Here is an 18,412-nt window from a genome sequence, read left to right on the forward strand (position 1 = left end):
CACCTATCGATTTGATTCCTTAAATTCTTGAATCTTTTCTTCATTTAAATTTTCAACAAATACAGTCAAAGCTTTTTTTGCGCAGTCATAATCATTTAGATCCATGCTTTCAATTGCGCTATATGCATTTTGAATCGCAATCGATACATTTAGTGTTGGACATCCGGCAAACAATTTGTGTACCCATGCGCCTTCATTTAGATCCATACTATAGTAGTGCTGATATGCGATATCTTCCTCTTTACAGATTTGTACTAATGCATCTAATAAGCCACGGTTTGGCATCATTCCTTTATCGTAGAAAGATACTAACAAGCCTTTTCCTAGCTCTCCTACGCTTTGGTCTTTTTCATCTAATGTTTTCGCTTTTTTACAACCAAGTACAACACCTAGATCTGGTTTTACAAGTCCTGTAGCTGTTGTGGCTCCTCGCTGTCCTACTTCTTCCATAACGCAGGCTCCAACATATAAATCAAAATCAAATTCTTTATCTTTAACAGCTTCTAATAATTCAACAGCCATTAAACATCCAACTCTTGATTCTAATGCTTTTGAAATACATTGTTTTTGCACTTTGACAAATGGACCATCCACTACGGCACTATCTCCTACAAATACACCAAGTGCTAATGTTTCTTCTTTTGAATATGTTCCAAAGTCAATGACCCTTTTTTTTGTACCAACCACGAAGGCATTGACTTCACCTGTTTTTGTTTTTACACGCAAACGACTTCCTGGTAAATATTGTTTATTGATTTTACCGATTTCAATAAATTCAGCACTTCCATTATCATTGATCTTTGTGATCATTAATCCTGATTCATCCATGTGTGTAATGACTAATACGCGTTTGGCATTCTCTTTTTTACTTTTCTTTACGCCAAATACGGAGCCTAAATTATCATATACAATTTCATCACAATATGGCTCTAAGTATTGTGCCATACATTTGCCAACATTTTTTTCATCTCCTGAAATTGAAATTGTTTGTGTTAATGTATTAAGTATTTTTAATGTTTCTGACATGATTATGTCCTCCTTATATAAAGCAGTATAGACCTATTTTGTTTCACTAGATTCCAAATGTGTTTCCTATTGTTAGGAACATAAAGAAAACCAGCTCAATCGAGCTGGTCATTATTAATAAGCATGTTTTTCTAAGAATTCAGCAGTATCTTTTTTGTCGACTAACATTTTAGCGTATTCACACATAGCGCTTAATGATTCATTCAATCCGATTCCACCTTTTTTAGGCATTTTTAAAATTGTAACTTTATCTTTGTATGTTTCGATAGCCTTTTCACACTCTTGTGACATGATCGCAAAAGCAGGAATATTTGTTAGTTCTGAAATTGTTTCAGCCGATTTAGCAGCCATGATACCATAATTTGCATAGTTGAAACATGGTCCACAGATAACTACGTCTGGATTGAATTTTTTTGCCATAGCCGCAAATTTCTTTGCGTTAAGTTCTGGGTCGGCTAAAAAAGTACCGTCTCCACAATATAAAGTAGCGATGACTTTTCCTCCTTGCTGATCCAAGAATCGAGTAAACATTTCACAAGAACCAATTCCCATTGCTTTTCCGCCCATAGGTAAATCAGGACTTTCTTTTCCTCCTAAACCAGCTTGTGTCTGGTCAAAAATCATCATAACTTTCATTGTGTTATCCTCCTAATCTTATAGATTATCTAAATCTAAATCGTCAAATGAGATATCGTCTTCTTCGCTTGACTCATTTGCAGCAGCAGCTTCTTCTGCCAAATATTTTTTATCTAATGTTCTAATGAATGGATAGTAAATCATCATTCCTAATACCAACAAGAAGATTTGCCATACACTTGCTCTCCAAGATCCTGTAGCCAACCATCCTGAGAATCCAATTGGAGTAGTCCAAGGTAAGTTTACACCTGTTGTACGTGGAATAATACCCCATAATGTTGCGAAATATGATAGGATCAAGTTCATCATTGGAACTAAAATAAATGGAATCGCAATAACTGGGTTTAATACAACTGGTAAACCGAAGATAATTGGTTCGTTGATTCCAAAGAATCCTGGAACGATAGATAATTTTCCTAATTGTTTAATACGTTCAGACTTACATACTGTAACCATCAAGATTACTAATGATAGAGTAGATCCTCCACCACCGAAGTTACAGAAGAAGTTACTGAATGGGTTTGTGAAGATATATGGTAATGCTTTACCAGCTTCGAATGCGATTAATTGTTTTGCGGTTAATACGTTACCAATGAAGAATACTGAGTTACATACTGCTGGTCCGTTGATACCAAAGAACCAGAAGAAAGTACACATGAATGAATATAATGCGTTAGCTCCTAATGTATCTCCTAAACCTTCCAATGGTGTTTGTAGAATGGCTACTACGAAGTCTTGGAAGTATCCAAATTCTGTGAATGAGAAACCAATACGTACTAAGAATGCAGCTCCCATAACTAGAGCACTTGGTACTAATGCAGCGAATGAATCTGCAACTGCAGGAGGTACACCTTTAGGCATTTTAATTGTCCATCCTTTTTTATATGCAAAGGCGAACAACCATACTCCAAGAGTCGCACAAATCAAGGCCATGAAGATTCCGTTTGGTCCGATATAATCAAAATCTAAACCTGCAAAAACAGCATCTTCAACAACTTCACCTGAATCTCTAACAGCTGTGTGAATTGTTGGCATTAAAATAAAATAAGAAACTAATGCAACGGCAGCACCTTGAATTTTGTCTGCTTTAAATTCTCTTGCCATCGCATATCCTGTACCTAATGCAGTTAATAAACCTGTACAGTTAAATGATGCACGAGATACCGCCTTGAACCAGTCTGTCCAACCTGCACCAAGTATTGATGATACTGCAGCATCCCATCCTGGAATTGGGAAGTTTGCGATCAACAAGAAGATTGAACCAACAATTAATAATGGTGTAGAAATTAAGAAACCATCACGAATTGCGATTAATACTCGGTTTTTAGTTAGAACATCGGCCATAGGCATCAAAATTTTTTCTAGCTTGTCCATAAAAACACTCTCCTTTATTAGCTGTCTTTACTTTATCACAGCTATTGATAATGAATTCACTAAATGTTTTCCTACAACTAGGAAATTACTTTTCCGTACCTGCCACACTAATAATATGTGTATTCGCAATACGATCATGAATCATTTTTCTTGATGGACTTGCCATACCCATTAAAATGGAAATAGCACTAATAATTCCAAATACATACACTGCCATATCCATAATTGGAATGCCTGTAACCATTTGAATCAATTGACGCAAATAACTTGAACTATTCGCAATATAGCCTTCAACGATCATGATTCCGAGTCCTTCGCGCATTAAAATTGTTTTAAAATCTACGTCAGACTCATCATTTTTTACAACTTTTAATTTCATAATGCGTTTACCAAAAGTTTGTCCTTTATATACATACAATTCTAGAATCACAAAATATCCTAAATAGAATACAATCGCCAACAAAGCTACCAAGATATTATATGGTGCAGGGATTTTAGATAAATCTTGTGATACGGAAGTTGTATGATTCACAATGCTTCCAATTAAGACAATAGGGATTCCGGCAAACATTGTTGCCACATACCAGTCAATCAGATAGGCAACGCCTCTATAAAAACTATTTACTGAACTTTCCTTCAGTTTTACTCCATAACGATGTGTTTTATCCATATTTGTACAACCTTTCTATTCGATTATTTTTGATATAAATTCTTCATAGCTTTGACTTTCTAATAAAGCCACAAAATGATTTGCGTTATTGATCATACTGCTTAACCAATCAAAGAACATAACTAAAGTATCTTTATATACTTCGTTGATTGCCAACAACATAACCATCTTAACTTCAAATTCACCCCATTTGATTGGCTTTTCTAAAAACGCAACAGAAATCGAAGATCGAAAACTTGCCACATTCAATGAGTGTGGTACCGCAAAGGAATACACAAAACTTGTGGATGCCATTTTTTCCCTTTGAAGAACTGATTTTTTAAACGCATCATCACTGTACCCTAGTTTTTTTAAGTGATCACACATAAATTCAATTGTTTCTTCTGGCGTTTCTGTTTTCAAATTCAAATGAAAAGTTTCTGGTTCAATCAAATCAATAATTTGAGTTTTAAATTCATTTTGAAATCTCTTTTTATCCAACGCATTTAATGTTTGGAAAATGCGACTCTCATCTTCTGTTGTGATAAATACAGAAATTTGAACAGTTGGAATATCTAAATTGTGTTGTAGTGGTGATGTCGTTAGAATCAAATCAGGATCCAATTCTTTGATTGTCTTTTCTTCAAAATAACTCACACTTTGGATTACATCCATACGTTCGTTAAATAAGAAATCCACTTTCTTTAGTAAAATATCCCCAAAAGCCTGATCCACAGGATAAATCATAATGGCTTTGTAATGTTGATGATTATGTGTTCTTTCATAGGCAGCCCCTAAATGAAGGGCCAAAAAACCTAGCTCATTTTCAGAAATATCCATTCCTAATTCTTCATTTAAAATTTCACCTACACGAATGGCCAATTCAAAAACTAATGGATACTTCTTCTTCAATTCTTGAAGATACATATTATCGATATGAATATTTTTATTTTTTCTTTCAACTAATCCCTGCAAATGTAATGCGATACCCGAACGCAAATCTACGTCTTTTGAGAAGTCAATATCATAATCTGATTTAATGGATTCGATAATTTGCGTAACCAATTCATTCACATTGTAGCCGTGTTTGCTGTGGGCAGAAACCAAATCATTTTGAAGATTCATTGAATTTTTACCCATTAATAATAGGGCTAATAATTCAACTTCATTTTCATTGATCTCAATACGCACAATTTTAGATACACGATTAAAGAATTCTTTGGCAATCTGATATTCTTTTGTGTTTTCCAAATCTGTTCCACGACTTGTTTTGATGTAATTGTGGTGCAACATCCTTTCAATCGCAACACCAATATGTATCATCAACATGGGAATTGCCATTTCTCGAATACGATAATTATATTCTTTTAAAATATTTTCCATAATGTCTTTGACTTTTAATAAATCAAAGCCTTTAAACATACTCGAAAGCTTATTAAGGTTCAAGAAATTTCCTTGTGTCTCTTCCGTAAGTAAATCTTTATAGAGTTTGCGCATTTCATCTTCGCTACCCTCTAAATGAATGTGATTTTTAGAGCGAATCAGTTTTAAATCATGATAACCCTCAAGCATTTTTTTAATTCTTTTAATGTCATTATCAATTGAATACCCACTAATAAACACTTGATCTTGTAAGTCCATCAAGTTTAATTCTTTTTTCTCAAACAATAACACGCGTATAATATACACACATCTTTCTTGAGGTGTTTGAGGTATTATATATTTTTGTGCTGTAGGCAATGTAACATTGATTTCATCTCGAATATGATATCCACTTCGTAAGTTGGATTCAATAATTGGCTGTTCATAATATCGATTGATCGCATCGATATCACTACGAATTGTGCGATCCGATACTTGCATAAGTTTAGAGATTTCTTTTCCTGTCATCCATGCCTTTGTATCATTCAACAATAGAACAATTTTCTCTTGTCTTTTATTCACTTTTAGTACACCCCCATACTTATATTTTATATGATTCTTCCTAATTATTAACATGCATTTTTTCCTAATATTAGGAAATTTCCTAGTACAAGGAAGGAAGCTTCAAGGAATAAAAATTCTTTTCTAATATAATTATCCATGGTGATTCGCATGACAAAAGAAATTCGACATTTTTCAAAAAATAAAAATCTACGCTTAATACTTTCAATTATCATGACGGTATTAAGTGCTTTTATTCAAGTATACGTGATTCAAGTCTTTATGAATCCATGCAATTTATTGTCTAGTGGATTTACCGGAGTTGCGATATTGATTCATAAGATCTGCAATTTATTTAACATCAATTTCTCTATCTCATTAGGAATTCTTATGTTAAATATTCCGGCGGCATTATTATGTTATAAATCCGTTTCAAAACGATTTGTATTCTTAAGTTGCCTACAGTTTGGACTTGTATCATTCTTTTTAAACATTTTCTCTTTTACTCCTTTTTTTGATGATCTAGTTCTAAACGTATTATTTGGTGGATTCTTATATGGAATTGGTATTACACTCGCTTTAAAAGCGGATGGATCTACAGGTGGTACAGACTTTATTGCCCTGTACATCTCTAATAAGATTCATAAAAGCTTATGGGATTATGTTTTTATTTTTAATACAACTATTTTAATTATTTTCGGTCTATTCTTTGGATGGGTATATGCGGGATATTCAATTATCTTCCAATTTATTTCAACACAGACCATTTCTCGTTTCTATCATAGATATGCCCAGATTACTGTTGAAATTACAACAGAAAATCCAAGTATTATCACAAAGGCTTATACAGAAAACTTCAAACATGGTATGAGTGTCATTGATGCGTATGGGGCTTACAGCAACAAGAAATTCTATATTTGTAAGACAGTTATTTCAAGTTATGAAGAAGCTGACGTGATCGATTGTGTATTAAATGTAGCTCCGAATGTCATTATTAACTCCTATAAGACAAATCATTTCTATGGTAAGTTCTACCATCAGCCAATTGGCTAAAAAGCATAAAAGACGCACCTATCTGCGTCTTTTCTTTTTGGTTAAATTATAACTTTTTGAAACTAGTTCCATAATCAATGTATCCGATAATGTATCATCTAAAATCAAAGAAATCCAATATTTATGATTCATGTGAAAGGCAGGATAAATTCCATCTACATCATATTGTTGTTCTGTTTTTAAATTCATGACATTTACCATCGCACTGTTCCCATCTTTTAAAAGGGCATCTCTTTTAATATACATAATTAAGGAAAACCATTTTCGAGTATCTAAATGGCGAAACACACCATTGTCATCATTCCATGGAAAATCGGGCTTTACTCCATATGTTTCATGGATCAAGTTTGCGATACGATTGGCCTGTTCACTCGCAAAGAATACATCTGTACAACATGCATCCGCAATTCTTTTTAATATGGATTTGTATGCCTCACGAACTTTACAGACATACTCTCCATCATAAGATTCTATGCGTAATGGCATATATTCTTCATCACTTAAATTATCAATGACTTTACCAGTTAAAACATCGGATATTTCAATAATAGCTTTAAAATTTGCATCCAAAAAATCTTCTGTATAAACATATATGTTATTCTCAAAAGAAAAACCAAATTCTTTCAATTTTTCAAAATCAAATTTCTTCTTTATAAAGATTTCATCCTCAATATGTATCATATTAACTCCATTCAAAATTTGATTTTCCTGCACCAAACTCAAAGAAATATTTTCCTATACCTAAATCAACTTGTGATAAAGGTCCACTTTTCACTTTAAAACTCACTTTATTACCCACACCATTTACTATATATGGCTGTCTATTTAACGCACTTGGTGCTAATAATAATGCTTGAATTCCAGACTTAAACCAATCTGGAACTACTCCTTGGTAATGGCTAATTTGATCAACCGTCTTTGATTTATGAGGTACACCCTGTGTTTTTCCATATCCAATCGCAATGACACCATTGACTCTAACATCTTTATCATCTAAATGTTTAAGAGCATTCTTGCCATTGAACATGCCTCCACACCACCATGTATTTAAGCCTAGGCTTTGAACATACAAAATCAAGTCAGCACCACAATAGCCTATCTTTTCATCTAAAATTGAACATTCTTTGCCTGCAAGAATAATATAATTTTGTACTGTATGATTCGACATAATTTTAGCCAAACTAGAAATACCATCTGATTCATTCGTAACAAGTTTAAATGTTAAATCATACAATTCATTATTTTGTTCAATACGTGTATTTAATAAACCAACTAAATCCATATCTAATGGTTTATCTAAATACTTGCGTACTGTATGTCTTTTTTCTATCATGTGAACCTCCTAAAACAAGTCTAACATTGCATCTAAATACATTGCTTCACGAACATGGATTTGATATTGTGGTTTTACCATGTAGTAAAGAATAAATTCTAACAAAAGAGCATTTCCTAAGTCTCTTCCTTCGATTTTAAAGTTTGAATAGCCCATAGGAACATAGATATTTAAAATGTCATCTAAACTAATAAATCCAGGACTTTCCATCACTCTAGAAAAGCGATAGCCTTCATTCGAATAAGGCGCTTTACATATATGATCCGTACAATCAATGCCCAAATTTTGTTTACTAACTGTTTTATAACATTCCCTTCGGTCTTTACAGCCATACCAGCAGCATTCGTTACATAGAAATTCTACCTTTTGTTTATATACTTCAGATAGTGAATTTAACTTCTCAAATTGTTTATTTAAACGAAAATCAGGGACTACATACGCAAAGTCTGGATTTTCTACTTCCTTTTTAAAATCATGAAAATCCGTTAATACTTTTGTGGTTGAAGACACATAATATAGATTCGGATATATTTTTTTCAAATATTTCATCAATATGTCTGAATGAATAATAATCCCATTATTTGTATCTAAATTCAACAATCGACATAATTCATTGCATTTTATATCCGATAAATGTTTTTCTTCAATCAAAGAATTACTAAATGTAAGACGAGCTGATATATTATATTTCTTCATTAAATCTAACACTTTTTTTGGATCATGATCTTCATAACTGATGCGTCCACCAGACCATATACAATTGGATGGCGAGCCATAAATAGAGCCAATCTTGCACCAGTCGTAGAAGTATTCTGGTTTATTTTTAAATAAGGGCAAAAACTTTTTATAGAATTCATAGAATTCAAATAAACCCGGTAAATGATAATATACATTCATATTCTTAACCTCTAACAAGAGTATTTTACACTTTTATGAGGGAATAATTCGAAATAATTACATTTTTATGAGGGAATATAAAAAAATCCAACCTTTCGATTGGATTTTATTGAATTTGTGATTTTAAATACGCAAAGATGAATTCATCTAGATCTCCATCTAATACAGATTGAACTTGACTCGTTTCATATCCTGTACGAACATCTTTGACTAAGCTATATGGATGCATGACATAGCTTCGAATTTGGCTACCCCATTCATTGGCAGATTGTACGCCTTTGATTTGGGCAATCTTCTTTTCTTGTTCTTCAATTTCTAATTGATACAAACGAGATTTTAAGACACGCAAACATTCTTCTCTATTCTCATGTTGACTACGCCCATTTTGACACGTAGCTACAATACCCGTAGGTTTATGCACCATACGAACGGCACTATCCGTTTTATTGATATGCTGTCCTCCTGCACCCGAAGCACGTTTTGTTTCTACTATTAAATCTTCTGGTTTGATATCAATTTCAATTTCATCATTAAATTGAGGCATAACATCTAGACTCGCAAAAGAAGTATGTCTTCTAGCACCTGAATCAAATGGTGAAATACGAACTAAACGATGTACACCCTTTTCCGATTTCAGATAGCCATAAGCCTTATCTCCTTCGACAAGGAAAGTTACACTTTTAATACCTGCTTCATCCCCTGGTAAATAATCGAGAACTGTTACTTTAAAGCCATGTTTTTCAGCATATCTTGTATACATACGATACAACATACTTGCCCAGTCACAAGACTCCGTTCCACCAGCTCCAGGGTGAATTTCTAAAATGGCATTGTTTTGATCATATTCATGACTTAATAAGACTTGAATTTCAAAATCCTCGAATTTCTTATCCATATCCGCATATTCTTCTTCAGCTATCATCATTAATTCTTCATCAAATTCAGACTTTAATTCATCGGCCGTATCATTTAATGAAGTCAATTGTAAATCCAATTCTTCATAACGATCCACAATGTCTTTTAATGCATTTTTTGCACGAATCACTTGTTGAGCCTTTTTCTGATCTTGCCAGAAATCCGGTTCTAAAGTTTGTTTATCATATTCTTCAATCTGTTTGTTTTTACTAGATAAGTCAAAGTGACTCACCTAAAGAATGTAATTTCTCTAGGTGAGTACTCACTCCTTGTTTTAATTCATATAGTTCCATTAAGCTGTGTGCTCCTTACGAATACGTACCTTTAATAGGAAGAATGTGATTTCACGATCAATTCTTTGATTCATTTCTTCAAACATATCAAATCCTTCTTGTACATATTGTTGTAGAGGGTTGTTTTGTGCATAAGAACGCAAATAGATACCACTACGTAATTTATCCATCATATCAATATGATTGATCCAGTTACGGTCAATATTACGTAATACAACTGTCTTTTCAAAAGGTAAGAATTGACGCTTAACATCTTTGATTTCAGCTTCATATTCATTCCAAATCTTATTCACACAATATTCTTTAACTTCATCATAAGACTTTCCTTCAAGTTCATTTGCACGAATTGCCTTATCTTCAGCCATACCCATCATTTCAATAGATTTTACAACACCCGCAACCTCAATTGTTTGTTTCTTTTGATCCGATAAATTAGCTTGTAAAGTTTGTTCAATTGTTTTTTCAAATACAACACGAACCATATCATGTACTTCATCTGCTTCTAGAATACGATTACGCTGTGCATAAATAATTTCACGCTGACGACGCAATACATCATCATAATCTAACAATTGTTTACGCATATCAAAGTTGTATCCTTCAACACGTTTTTGAGCCATTGTGATTGATTTTGTAACTGCCTTAGATTCAATTTGTTCATCACCCATTTTTTCAAATAGCTTTTGTAGCTTGTCACCACCAAAACGAACCATCAATGAATCTTCTAAAGATACATAGAAACGTGAGAATCCAGGATCACCTTGACGACCAGAACGTCCACGTAACTGATTATCAATACGACGAGATTCATGTCTTTCACTACCTAATACAGCTAGACCACCTAATTTACGTGATTCTTCTGTCAATTTAATATCGGTACCACGACCAGCCATGTTAGTCGCAATTGTAACTGATTTTGGACGACCCGCCTTTGCGATGATTTCTGCTTCACGAGCATGGTTTTTCGCATTTAATACTTCATGAGGAATGTGTTCTTTATTTAATAATTGAGAAATAACCTCACTTGTTTCTACCGCAATCGTACCAACTAGAACTGGTTGTCCTGTTTCATACAAACGTTTAACTTCACGTACTAATGCAGCATATTTATCTTTCTTGTGTGCATAGATTTCATCAGGAAGATCTTTACGAGCTACTGGACGGTTTGTAGGAATCACAACAACCTTCATGTTGTAAGTTGATAAGAATTCTTCTTCTTCAGTTTTTGCGGTACCCGTCATACCAGCCAATTTCTCATATAGACGGAAGAAGTTCTGGTATGTAATTGTTGCCAAAGTCGAAGTTTCTTCTTTGATTGGAACCCCTTCTTTAGCTTCAATAGCTTGGTGTAATCCATCAGAATATGCACGTCCTGGCATCATACGACCTGTAAATTGATCGACGATAACAATTTCTTTTTCATCACTAACTACATATTCAACTTCACGCATCATGATGTAGTTTGCCTTTAAAGCCTGGTTAATGTGGTGAACAAGTTGTGTATGTTCAATATCGTAAAGGTTTTTGATCTTAAAGAATTTTTCTGCCTTATGAACACCATCTTCACTCAACATGATCTGACGTGTCTTTTCATCAATATCATAATCTCCAGAAATCAAAGTTTTTTCATGCGTAAACTTATCTGTTTCATATTCTGGAGCAATTAAAGTCTTCACAAAACGATCCGACTGAATATATAAGTTTGCGGTTTGTTTTTTACCACCAGAAATAATTAATGGTGTACGACTCTCATCAATTAATACAGAGTCAACCTCATCGATTACAGCCATGTGAAGTCCACGCATTACACGATCTTCCACTTCTGTAACCATGTTGTCACGCAAGTAATCAAATCCAAGTTCTGAGTTTGTTGTATAGGTAATATCACATGCGTACGCTTCACGTTTTTCTCTTGGTTTTAAATCACGTGTATTTACACCAACTGTTAAGCCTAAGAAACGATAGATTTCACCCATCCAAGCAGCATCACGACCAGCCAAGTATTCATTGACTGTGATTACGTGAACACCTTGACCTGCAAGAGCATTTAAGTATACACACATTGTGGCTGTCAAAGTTTTACCTTCACCTGTCTTCATTTCTGAGATATCACCTTTGTGCATCGCAATAGATCCCATAATCTGAACTTTATAAGGTTTTTCGTTGATCACACGATAGGCAGCTTCTCTAGCTGTTGCGAACGCTTCAGGAAGAAGATCATCTACAGTTTCTCCATCCGCAATTCTTTTTCTATATTCATCCGTTTTTGCACGCAACTCATCATCCGATAATGCCTGCATTTCTGGTTCATATTTTAATACTTGATCTGCAATCTTTTCCAATGCAGATAATTCTCGTTGTTCTTCTGAAAATAATTTTCCAAAAATTCCTGCCATAATTAAGTTCTCCTTTTAAAGACTATACTATATTTTAACATAGAAACGACGCGATAAATAGGGCAACTCCAATAAAAAAAGAGAATTTCACATTCTCTTACACAATTTTTCTTTCGAATGGGTCACAACTCATTCCCTTCTCTAAAATATCTTTTGCCCATTCCTTAGCACCAAACAAAGAATGATCTTTGTAGTTACCACACTCTTTTTCTTCTGTACCAGGAACATCTTCCCATTCTGTAGTTGTGATGAGTTCCAATGCTTCTTTTACAGCAATCGCAACATCTTTACTTGAATGTTTTCCCCATGCTAATAGGTGGAAGCCAGTGCGACATCCAAATGGTGAACAATCTAAATAGCCAGAAATTCTTGGACGAAGATATAATGCGAACAAATGTTCTAAAGTATGCATAACTCCGGTTGGAATCTCTTGTCGATTTGGCTGACATAAGCGAACATCAAAATTGGATACAATATCTCCATGAGGTCCTTTTTCTTCACTAATCAAACGCACATAAGGTGCTTTTACTTTAGTGTGATCTAAAGTAAAACTTTCAATTTCTACTTTTTCCATAAATACTCCTTTACTTGTTTCATAAACGGCATAAACGCACTCGGTAAAGCGATATGCTCTTCTATTTCTTCAATTGTTTTATAATTTGAATCTTCCATATCTACTATACACAACGTTGCATCCATATGCCACTCTACATGTGAAAAAATATGTATATAAGGTTCTAGTTCAATACTTTCTATAATATATTCTGGTTTCATTTCATCAAAACCATAAAGTCCCGCCAACAAGCCTGTATCTGCTCTTTTTACAACATGAATTCGATCTTGATACATCCAAATGTATACATGTTTATACTCGATTTTACGTGCCTTTTTCTTTGGTTTATAAGGCAAAGAAGCAGGATCTGAAGCTTCACAATATGTTTTGATTGGACAAATATCACACCTTGGACTTTTGGGAATACAAATAAGTGCTCCTAGTTCCATCAACGCTTGATTATAGTAAGAAATCTCTTCTTTGGAAGGAAGACTTTCATCTACTAACTGTTCAATCTGTTTTTTCACACTTGTCTTAGTAACATCCTCACAAATATTATACAACCTAGAAAATACACGAATCACATTTCCATCGACTGCACTCACTCTTTGCCCATACGCAATGGAAGCTATAGCTCCTGCAGTATATGGACCAATTCCAGGGAGTTTTAATAATTCTTCTTTTGTACGAGGCAATTTCCCACCATATTTATCAACACATTCAATGGCACACTTCTTAATATTTTTACAACGCGAATAATAGCCTAATCCTTGCCACAGCTTATTTAACTTTTCATCATCACATTTGGCGACGCTCTCAATATCTGGCAACTGTTGTATCCATCTTTTAAAATAGGGAAGCATAGCCTCGATGCGAGTTTGTTGGGCCATAATCTCACTAATCCATATTTCATAGGAATCTTTCTTTAAGCGAAATTCTAAAGGACGATGATTTTTAATATACCAGTCGATTAAATCTTTTTGAAATTCTTTCATAATTAAAAAGAAGCAGGGAATTAAACCCTGCTGTAGATCCATTGGCAGTTTCCTGTGATTTTTACATCACCACTATTCGCATCAATAAATACAGAATCGCCTTTATTTACTTCTAAAGTTGTACCATTATTTTCAATTGTCGCACTACCCTCAATCAACAAGATAGAACCAAAGCTTTCATCATCAACATGAAGTGTAGTTGTACCATTCAACGTAGATTCATATGTTGTAAAGTATTCGCAAGTTGCCAAACGAACAGTATCACAATCCCCATTCTTTTCTTCTGGACCACATGGTTTGAAATCCGATTCAATTGGGCTTAAATTAGAAACATCAATTGCCTTTTGAATATGTAATTCACGAGGTTTTCCGTCTTTTCCAACACGTCCAAAATCATAAACACGATATGTTGTGTTTGAATTTTGTTGAATCTCACAAATCTGAATACCAGCACCAATCGCATGAATTGTACCCGACTTAATAAAGAAAACATCTCCCTTATGTACCGGAACAGCTTTTAACACATCTAATAAAGTATTATCTTGAATTCGACGTTCAAACTCTTCTTTAGTAATTTCTTTATTTACACCAAAATATAAAAATGAATCTGGTTCACAATCTAAGATGTACCACATTTCAGTCTTACCATATTCATGTTCAACACGAAGTGCATATTCATTATCTGGGTGAACCTGAATCGATAATGGTTGTTTGGCATCAATAAATTTAATTAAGATTGGAAAAAATTCAAATGTATTTCCTTTTGTTCCTAAAACACACTTTCCTTTTTTCTCCAAATATTCAGGGAAAGACAAGCCTTCATATTCGCCACTAGCTACAATACTTGGACCATCTGGATGCACAGACAATTCCCAGCTCTCCGCAACTGGATCCATATCTGTTTTTTTACCATAGTTTTCTTTTAGTTTAGTACCACCCCATAGGTAGTCTTTAAATGCTGGATTTAACTTAATAATTGACATTTTATGTACCTCACTTCTAGCTCTATTATAGACAGTAATTTTTGCCTTGTCTACTTATTCACAACCAATAAACATTGTCTGTATCAAGACTAAATATCATAATCTAAACGATATCATCCATACAAATTGCATGTCTAAATCATGCATATATTTACGCTTTTCAATCGATTCTTCACTCACTGAGAAGATGAATGCGATACTTGTAATGCTGAATTCCTTGTCTACCATCGTTTGATACATCTCACATTATACATATAAGAAAAGTAGAGATTTTTCTCTTCATATCAATTACTTAATGCTCGTTTTAGACTCTCAACAGATATTGAACAAACCTTAGAAATCTCATTGACACTCATTCCATTCTTTATCATAGTCTTGTACAAAAGAACCTGTCCTAGTTCTACACCCTGTTCAATACCTTGTTCAATTCCTTGTTCTATGCCTTGTTCGATGCCTTTTCTTATTCCTTCAGCTTCCCATTCCTTTGACTTTACTTCTAGCCATCTTTTTTCAGCTTCACACATCGCAATCTCCTCCTTTTCCTCTAATTCTTCTAAATCCAGCCATTCTACATCCGTCAATGTCTTGACCACTTTTAACACACTGCTTTTCACTAGTCCAAAATCATTGACCTTTCCCTGTATAGAATACTAGAATATTCATCTCTTTAACATTATGCACATAAGAAAAGAAGAGATTCTTCTCCTCTTGTCAATTATTTAATACTTGTTTTAGGCTCTCAACAGATATTGAACAAACCTTAGAAATCTCATTGACACTCATTCCATTCTTTATCATAGTCTTGTACAAAAGAACCTGTCCTAGTTCTACACCCTGTTCAATGCCTCGTTCAATGCCTTTTCTTATTCCTTCAGCTTCCCATTCCTTTGACTTTACTTCCAGCCATCTCTTTTCTGCTTCGCACATATAAATCGCCTCCTTTTCCTCTAATTCTTCTAAATCCAGCCATTCTACATCCGTCAATGTCTTGACAACTTTTAATACACTACTCTTTACAAGGCCAAAGTCTTTTGTAGCTCCTTCATAAATCGACTGATCATAAATACTTCGACATATGTAGAATAAATTATACACGTCTTCTTCATTAAAATTATATGAAGTATTTCCCGTGATTTCAATCAGATTCATTTTGTATTCATGGAAACAAGATTTAAACCTTTCATCCACCTCTACAAGTTCAGAAAGCTGTCTAGCCGCATTCCAAGGCCTTTCGCCTGTATAAAATACAAGAATGTGCACCATTGGAAGTTTCTCATCTTTCCTATTCTTCTTTAACTTCTTTAACATTCGCTCATAAGCTACAAACTCATATACAGCCGATCTTACAACCATTGAATAATCCACACGACTTTGATTCTCAATAATGAATGCACTATAAAGATTTCCATCATTGTACTTACGAATCACATCCACATGTTTTTCTAAATCCATATTCGCATCATTCATCTCAGAATCAAGTTCTTCACAATTCTCTGGTTTAAGAACTTTTTGACCATCGAAGAAGTAGGCATTAAAGAAGTCGACAAAATAGGCATTGTTTTCTAGAAACTCCTTCATTGTTTTATCTTTGGTTTTGTTCATATTATTTCATCACCTCCATATTCTTAAACGTTTTTTTTGGAGGTTTTTTTAGAAAAAATGCATATTTTGACAATTTCACATAATTCAATCCGATTTCACAAGATTTACCAAAGTTATAAGAAAATTATGACAACATGGAATGATATTCTATAAGTGCCTTAAAGATAAGGCAATAAATATAGAAATAAACCAATATTCATATCTCTCTCCTAAAAATAATAAACAAAAAGAAACCATTCTACACGCCAGCTAGAATGGTTTTCTTATTATCCTTCATATTCTTTTGTATATTCATTGTCTATCGCAAACGAATGATCCATAGGACCTGAGCCTTTGCCCAAATCTAGCATTGCCCCTAATGCACCTGAAATATAACCTTTTGCTCGTTTTACCGAAGCATCCAAATCATATCCTTTCGCAAGATTTGATGCGATCGCACTCGACAAAGTACAACCTGTACCATGTGTATTTGAATTATGGATACGTTTACCTTTAAACCAAGTATACGAATCGTTTCTATACAATAAATCATTCGCATCATTAATTTGATGCCCACCCTTAACTAAAGTAGCACACCCAAAAGTTTCACTGATTTTTTTAGCCGCTTCAACCATACTAGCCTCATCCGTAATCCCCATTTCAGAAAGCACTTCTGCTTCCGGAATATTTGGAGTAATCAAAGTTGCCAAAGGTAATAATTCCTTTTTCAATGTTTCAATCGCATCTTCACTAATCAATCTGGCACCACTTGTCGCAACCATTACAGGATCGACCACAATATTTTCTGCCTTATATTCTTTCAATTTTTTTGCGATCATTTCAATCAATTTGGAGCTTGAAACCATCCCAATCTTAACGGCATCCGGATAAATATCCGTAAATACCGCATCTAACTGTTCCCCTAAAAATTCAGGTGTTACATCCATAATACCCGTTACTCCCAATGTGTTTTGCGCTGTTAATGCCGTAATCGCACTTGTCGCAAACACATGGTTAGCACACATAGTTTTAATGTCTGCTTGAATTCCTGCTCCTCCACTCGAATCACTTCCCGCAATCGTCAATGCACTTTTCATCTAAATCTCTCCAATCTTTTATTTTAACCACTTTAAATCCAGCTTTTCTTGCCACATCTATACAATAGTCTGCATCCTCAAATACAACTATATCTTTTGGCTTTTGTTTTAAAACACCTGCACAAGCCAAATAAAAATCCGGATCATCCTTTGACTTATTCACCTTTGAACAAGTTATAATATCTTCAAAATAATTTAGAACACCAAGTCTAATCAACGCGATTTTTACAAGCTCTTCATCACAACTAGTACCAATCACATTGACTGAATCATAATTTGAAATAAACTCTTTAAATCCAGGCATAAGTTTCACTTCATACATATAATAATCCGATATAAGATGCAATACCTCTGAAATAATTACTTCTTCTGATTTATTGATTTTATAATAATTTTTTAAATACGTTGCACTCTGCTCTAAACTCATTTCTGAAACAATTTCATCAAGATTTTCTTCTGGTTCTTTTTTCAAGCTACGTATATATCGACTTGCCAAAGTATTCCATACTTCCATTGAATCAAGTATTGTTCCATCCACATCAAAAATAGAATAATTCATTTTCTCCACCAAGAAAAAAACTGCAGAAAACCAATCTGCAGCTCACTATCAAAAAAGATATATTCCCTACGTTGGCATTATCCAAATCAGGTTATAGGGTCTAGGACAAACCTACTCTCAGCCTAAAAGCTCCCCTTTTTTAACAGCAA

Annotated in this window: 19 protein-coding genes and 1 riboswitch; of the genes, 1 reads left to right on the forward strand and 18 read right to left on the reverse strand. The window is 34.0% G+C overall.

What is annotated here, in order from left to right:
• Nucleotides 1-3: 3 nt before the first annotated feature.
• The 5 genes from Q0F04_RS01030 to Q0F04_RS01050 form a co-directional block, all read right to left on the reverse strand.
• Nucleotides 4-1,026 (reverse strand): M42 family peptidase, encoded by a 1,023-nt coding sequence (locus Q0F04_RS01030; protein ID WP_295749130.1) that lies wholly within the window; start codon nucleotides 1,024-1,026, stop codon nucleotides 4-6.
• 114 nt (nucleotides 1,027-1,140) lie between these two features.
• Nucleotides 1,141-1,662, reverse strand: coding sequence for a GrdB-related putative oxidoreductase (locus Q0F04_RS01035; protein WP_117572424.1), 522 nt, complete (start codon nucleotides 1,660-1,662; stop codon nucleotides 1,141-1,143).
• Between the two features lie 18 nt (nucleotides 1,663-1,680).
• A complete protein-coding gene (locus tag Q0F04_RS01040) occupies nucleotides 1,681-3,036 on the reverse strand; it encodes a PTS transporter subunit EIIC (RefSeq protein ID WP_295749134.1) in 1,356 nt (451 codons plus the stop codon).
• An 85-nt stretch (nucleotides 3,037-3,121) separates the two neighbouring features.
• The gene (locus Q0F04_RS01045; RefSeq protein WP_295749137.1) at nucleotides 3,122-3,706 is read right to left on the reverse strand and encodes an RDD family protein; all 585 of its coding nucleotides are present in this window, start codon (nucleotides 3,704-3,706) and stop codon (nucleotides 3,122-3,124) included.
• A 15-nt stretch (nucleotides 3,707-3,721) separates the two neighbouring features.
• A complete protein-coding gene (locus Q0F04_RS01050; protein ID WP_295749139.1) occupies nucleotides 3,722-5,629 on the reverse strand; it encodes a BglG family transcription antiterminator in 1,908 nt (635 codons plus the stop codon).
• Between the two features lie 150 nt (nucleotides 5,630-5,779).
• Here Q0F04_RS01050 and Q0F04_RS01055 point away from each other — a divergent pair, with 150 nt between their 5' ends.
• A complete protein-coding gene (locus tag Q0F04_RS01055; RefSeq protein WP_117572433.1) occupies nucleotides 5,780-6,661 on the forward strand; it encodes a YitT family protein in 882 nt (293 codons plus the stop codon).
• A gap of 18 nt (nucleotides 6,662-6,679) precedes the next feature.
• Here the strand turns inward: Q0F04_RS01055 and Q0F04_RS01060 are convergent, their stop codons facing one another.
• The 13 genes from Q0F04_RS01060 to Q0F04_RS01120 all read right to left on the reverse strand — a co-directional run bounded on the left by Q0F04_RS01060 (nucleotide 6,680) and on the right by Q0F04_RS01120 (nucleotide 18,263).
• Nucleotides 6,680-7,342, reverse strand: coding sequence for an MmcQ/YjbR family DNA-binding protein (locus Q0F04_RS01060; protein WP_295749142.1), 663 nt, complete (start codon nucleotides 7,340-7,342; stop codon nucleotides 6,680-6,682).
• A gap of 1 nt (nucleotide 7,343) precedes the next feature.
• Complete coding sequence (locus Q0F04_RS01065; RefSeq protein ID WP_295749145.1) at nucleotides 7,344-7,994, reverse strand: nitroreductase family protein; 651 nt, start codon at nucleotides 7,992-7,994, stop codon at nucleotides 7,344-7,346.
• A 9-nt stretch (nucleotides 7,995-8,003) separates the two neighbouring features.
• Nucleotides 8,004-8,891: a hypothetical protein gene (locus Q0F04_RS01070; protein ID WP_295749148.1), complete on the reverse strand. Its 888-nt coding sequence runs from the start codon at nucleotides 8,889-8,891 to the stop codon at nucleotides 8,004-8,006.
• Between the two features lie 106 nt (nucleotides 8,892-8,997).
• Nucleotides 8,998-10,099 (reverse strand): peptide chain release factor 2 gene (gene prfB, locus Q0F04_RS01075; RefSeq protein ID WP_242995661.1). Its coding sequence is split into 2 segments (ribosomal slippage): nucleotides 8,998-10,026 and nucleotides 10,028-10,099, totalling 1,101 coding nucleotides; the frame shifts between segments, so codons are not numbered across the junction.
• A complete protein-coding gene (gene secA, locus Q0F04_RS01080) occupies nucleotides 10,099-12,495 on the reverse strand; it encodes a preprotein translocase subunit SecA (RefSeq protein WP_295749151.1) in 2,397 nt (798 codons plus the stop codon). Before secA ends, prfB begins: the two co-directional genes overlap by 1 nt.
• 97 nt (nucleotides 12,496-12,592) lie before the next feature.
• A complete protein-coding gene (locus Q0F04_RS01085; protein ID WP_117573474.1) occupies nucleotides 12,593-13,069 on the reverse strand; it encodes an S-ribosylhomocysteine lyase in 477 nt (158 codons plus the stop codon).
• Nucleotides 13,057-14,043, reverse strand: coding sequence for an A/G-specific adenine glycosylase (locus Q0F04_RS01090; protein ID WP_295749153.1), 987 nt, complete (start codon nucleotides 14,041-14,043; stop codon nucleotides 13,057-13,059). Before Q0F04_RS01090 ends, Q0F04_RS01085 begins: the two co-directional genes overlap by 13 nt.
• A gap of 20 nt (nucleotides 14,044-14,063) precedes the next feature.
• On the reverse strand, nucleotides 14,064-15,026 hold the full coding sequence (locus Q0F04_RS01095; protein WP_117573472.1) for a type I phosphomannose isomerase catalytic subunit: 963 nt from the start codon (nucleotides 15,024-15,026) through the stop codon (nucleotides 14,064-14,066).
• A 96-nt stretch (nucleotides 15,027-15,122) separates the two neighbouring features.
• Nucleotides 15,123-15,266: a hypothetical protein gene (locus tag Q0F04_RS01100; RefSeq protein WP_295749156.1), complete on the reverse strand. Its 144-nt coding sequence runs from the start codon at nucleotides 15,264-15,266 to the stop codon at nucleotides 15,123-15,125.
• Between the two features lie 44 nt (nucleotides 15,267-15,310).
• Complete coding sequence (locus tag Q0F04_RS01105) at nucleotides 15,311-15,628, reverse strand: hypothetical protein (RefSeq protein WP_295749159.1); 318 nt, start codon at nucleotides 15,626-15,628, stop codon at nucleotides 15,311-15,313.
• Between the two features lie 109 nt (nucleotides 15,629-15,737).
• The gene (locus tag Q0F04_RS01110; protein WP_295749162.1) at nucleotides 15,738-16,628 is read right to left on the reverse strand and encodes an Rpn family recombination-promoting nuclease/putative transposase; all 891 of its coding nucleotides are present in this window, start codon (nucleotides 16,626-16,628) and stop codon (nucleotides 15,738-15,740) included.
• A gap of 266 nt (nucleotides 16,629-16,894) precedes the next feature.
• Entirely contained in the window at nucleotides 16,895-17,704 is an 810-nt protein-coding gene (thiD, locus tag Q0F04_RS01115) for a bifunctional hydroxymethylpyrimidine kinase/phosphomethylpyrimidine kinase (protein WP_295749164.1), read from the reverse strand.
• The gene (locus Q0F04_RS01120; RefSeq protein ID WP_295749167.1) at nucleotides 17,673-18,263 is read right to left on the reverse strand and encodes an HAD family phosphatase; all 591 of its coding nucleotides are present in this window, start codon (nucleotides 18,261-18,263) and stop codon (nucleotides 17,673-17,675) included. The genes thiD and Q0F04_RS01120 overlap by 32 nt, the downstream gene beginning before the upstream one ends.
• A 45-nt stretch (nucleotides 18,264-18,308) precedes the next feature.
• Nucleotides 18,309-18,409, reverse strand: a riboswitch (TPP riboswitch).
• Nucleotides 18,410-18,412: the final 3 nt, after the last annotated feature.

The organism is uncultured Holdemanella sp. (assembly GCF_934772795.1).
In the GTDB taxonomy this organism is placed as follows: Bacteria; Bacillota_I; Bacilli_A; order Erysipelotrichales; family Erysipelotrichaceae; genus Holdemanella.